At 69.2% G+C, this 3,241-nt stretch carries 3 protein-coding genes and 1 pseudogene; 2 read left to right on the top strand and 2 right to left on the bottom strand.

Translation table 11 applies throughout. The features are described from left to right. Positions 1-275, bottom strand: a 275-nt coding sequence (locus HC022_RS29920; RefSeq protein ID WP_368484719.1) for an SAM-dependent methyltransferase, incomplete at its 3' end; no start/stop codon positions are given. 44 nt (positions 276-319) lie between these two features. Here HC022_RS29920 and HC022_RS22135 point away from each other — a divergent pair. Then, positions 320-775 carry an Lrp/AsnC family transcriptional regulator gene (locus HC022_RS22135; protein ID WP_008885206.1) on the top strand — a complete coding sequence of 152 codons (456 nt, stop codon included), beginning with the start codon at positions 320-322 and terminating at the stop codon, positions 773-775. Positions 776-796: 21 nt separating this feature from the next. Here HC022_RS22135 and HC022_RS22140 read toward each other — a convergent pair. Next, positions 797-1,859 (bottom strand): annotated as a pseudogene (locus tag HC022_RS22140) (cytochrome P450). 60 nt (positions 1,860-1,919) lie between these two features. On the opposite strand from HC022_RS22140, the gene HC022_RS22145 reads away from it, so the two are divergent. Then, a partial coding sequence (locus HC022_RS22145; RefSeq protein WP_167453845.1) for a histidine kinase dimerization/phospho-acceptor domain-containing protein occupies positions 1,920-3,241 on the top strand: 1,322 nt, incomplete at its 3' end.

Here is a 3,241-nt window from a genome sequence, read left to right on the forward strand (position 1 = left end):
GGCGCAGCCAGTGCAAGGATCTCCGCTGGCACGAGCTGGTCGTGCAGGATGACCTCGGCGGCCTCGATCAGGCGCAGCGCGCGGATCGTCAGCAGCTCGGGATCACCGGGGCCTGCGCCGACAAAGGCCACGTGGCCTTGGGGAAGAAGGGTCTTGCTGGGTGCCATGAAGCGGATCCGGGTTGGTGCCTGAAGTTCTGCCAAATATAGGACATTGTTCCGGTTTCGCGCTAGATAGGGGTGTTCACTAAGAACTTTTTCTCGCATCACTGCCATGATATGAAAATGTGTCCCGCTATGGTGCAGAAAGAGGAAAACCCATGCAGCTCGATGCGACCGACCGGAAAATCCTCCGCGAACTGCAGGAAGACGCGGGCCGCTCACTGGACGAGATCGCCCGGGCGGTGGGCTCGTCCAAGACGCCGGTGTGGAACCGGATTCGGAAGCTGCGCGAGGCCGGCGTCATCGGTCCGCAGGTGGTCGTGGCCGATCCCGACAAGCTGGGCTTCGAGGCCTGTTTCTTCGTGCTGATCCGCACCTCCGAGCACGATGCCGACTGGCAGGGCCGCTTCCTGCACGCGGTTCGCTCGCGCCCCGAGGTGATGGAGGCGCACCGGCTGGCGGGCGACATCGATTACATCCTCAAGGTCCGGGTGCAGAACGCGCGCGCCTATGACGTGTTCTACCAGGCGCTCATTTCCGAGGTGAAGGTTCACAACGTGACGGCGCTGCTGTCGATGGAAGAGATCAAGAACACCACCGCGCTGCCGCTCTGAGCGCTTACGCGGGCGCGGCGTTCAGGTCTCGACCGTGAGCCGCTCGAGCCCGTGGAAATGGTAAAGGTCGGCGTAGCGCGGGGCCTCGGCCAACCGGAGCCTCGCGCGCGGGGTCGAACCGTGCGGGGTCGGCATAGACCTCCGGGTCGCGCCCCGCCGCGCCGAGCAGCAGTGCCACGCGCTCGCCACGCTGGAAGACATGGCCGAAGACCTCCGCCTCCACATAGGCGTAGCGGGTGAAGAGATGCAGCGGCGGATCGTGGCGCAGGAGCTCCTCGGCGACAGGTGCCGCATTGTCCGCGGTGATGCCGTGGCCGGTCTCGAGCAGCGTCTTGATGCCGTTGCCGAAGGTGTGCACCGTCGCCTCGTGACCGGCGTTGAGCAGCAGGATGCAGGTCGCGATGAGTTCGTCGGTGGAAAGCCGGTCGCCCGACTCTTCGGCGGCGATGAGCTGCGACAGCAGGTCGTCGCGGGGCGCCTTGCGACGGTCGCCGATGTAGTCGCGGAGGAAAGACGAGAACTCGGCCGCAGCCGCGGCGGCGGCGTCCTCGATGGCCCGGGTGCGGCGCGCCTGGTACATCGCCACCATGGCGTTCGACCAGTCGAGAAGCTGCGGCGCGAGGCTGTCCGGCACCCCGAGCAGCCGCGCGATGACGATCACCGGGATCGGCTGGCAGAAGGCGGGGAGCAGGTCGAACGGCCCCTCGGGAAAGGCGTCGATGAGCCCATGCGCCAGCGTCGCGATCTCGGGGCCGAGCCCGGCGATGCGGCGCGAGGTGAAGGCGCGCAGCACCAGACCGCGCAGGCGGGTATGGCGCGGCGGCTCCAGCTCGAGCATGGAATGCGCCTCGATGGCATAGAAGGGCGCGAGGTGTTCGGGCACCGGCTGCGCCATCTCGGCTGGGATCTCGCGCCCGAAGCGGCGGTCGCGCAGCAGCGCCTGCACGGCGCGGTGTGAACTGGCGCAGATCAGCCCGTAGTCGTTCCAGTGGGCAAGATCGCCAGCGGCCCTGAGCCGGTCGTAGAACGGGTAGGGGTCCTGCACGAAAGCGGGGTCGGTCGGGGACTGGCTGAGGCGCATCATGGCGGCGACCCTGCCTCTGAGCCGCTTCCCGTGCAAGGCGCGGATTGCTATGTCTCTGTCATGAAGCCCGGATTTTCCGCCCACCGCGCCCTGATCGTGGCGCTCGCGCTGCTTGTCACCGCCGTGTTGTCGGCGGTGGTCTGGCGCTCGGCCTACCTGCAGGCGCTCGATCCGGTGGCGGCGCGCGGCGAGAGCGACCTCGAGCTCGCCTCTGACCGCCTCGTCACCCAGCTTCAGCGGTTCCGGGAATTCGCGGTGCTGACCGCCGATCACCCGTCGCTGGTGGCACTGCATTACGGTGGGTCGCGGGCGGCGGCCGAGAAGATGCTGCTGCGCGCCGCCGACCGATCCGGCGCGGCACTCGCGGTCTATGCCGATGCCGAGGGCCGGGTCATGGCGCAATCGGCGCCGGGGCTGCCCGAACGTTTGCTGGCGGGCGACCCGTTCCGGCGCGCGCTCCACGGGGCGCTCGGCATCGCGCACGGTGCGGGTCCCGAGGACATCGAGCGCGCCTTCTGGTTCGCCGCGCCCTCCTTCGGCCCCGACGGGACCGTGCGCGGGGCGCTGATCGTGGCGGTGGACCTCGCGCGGCTGGAACAGGTCTGGCGCGGCTCGCTGCCGGCGGTGTTCTTCACCGATGCGGCGGGCGAGGTCATCGCCACCAACCGCTCGGAGCTGCTGCACTGGCGGCGCGAGGGTGACAAGGTGGTCACCAGCGACGGCACCGAGAAGCCGCTGCTGCTGCGCTATCCCGGTGGACACACGGTCTGGGTGCAGCGCTTCTCGTCCTATGTCCCGCACCGCGCCCTGCGGCTGCAGGCGGATCTGCCGGTGATCGGCATGACTGGGGTGCTGCTGGTGGACGTGGCCCCGGCGATCCGGCTGGCGGGGCTCCAGGCGGCGGTGGTGGCGACGATGATGCTGTTCTTCGGCTCGCTGCTGTGGCTGGCGCTTGAACGGCGCCGGGCGCTGGCCGAGGCCAACGCCGTGCTCGAGGAACGCGTCTCGGCCCGCACCCGGGCGTTGCAGCAGAGCAACCTCGCGCTGCGCCGCGAGGTCTCGGAGCGTGAAGAGGCCGAGGCGGCGCTCAAGCGCGCGCAGGCCGAGCTGGTGCAGGCCTCCAAGCTCTCGGCGCTCGGCAAGATGAGCGCGGGCATCAGCCACGAGCTGAACCAGCCGCTGATGGCGATCCGCAGCTTCGCCGAGAATGGTACCGCCTTCCTCGAGCGCGGGCGGCAGGACCGGGCGGCCGAGAACCTCGGGCGGATCTCGGACATGGCGAACCGCATGGGGCGCATCATCAAGAACCTGCGCGCCTTCGCCAAGGCCGAGCCCGAACCCGCGCGCCGGGTCGGGCTTGCAGCGGTGGTGCCACCACCGCT

It is taken from the genome of Salipiger sp. HF18 (assembly GCF_011806505.1).
GTDB lineage: Bacteria > Pseudomonadota > Alphaproteobacteria > Rhodobacterales > Rhodobacteraceae > Salipiger > Salipiger thiooxidans.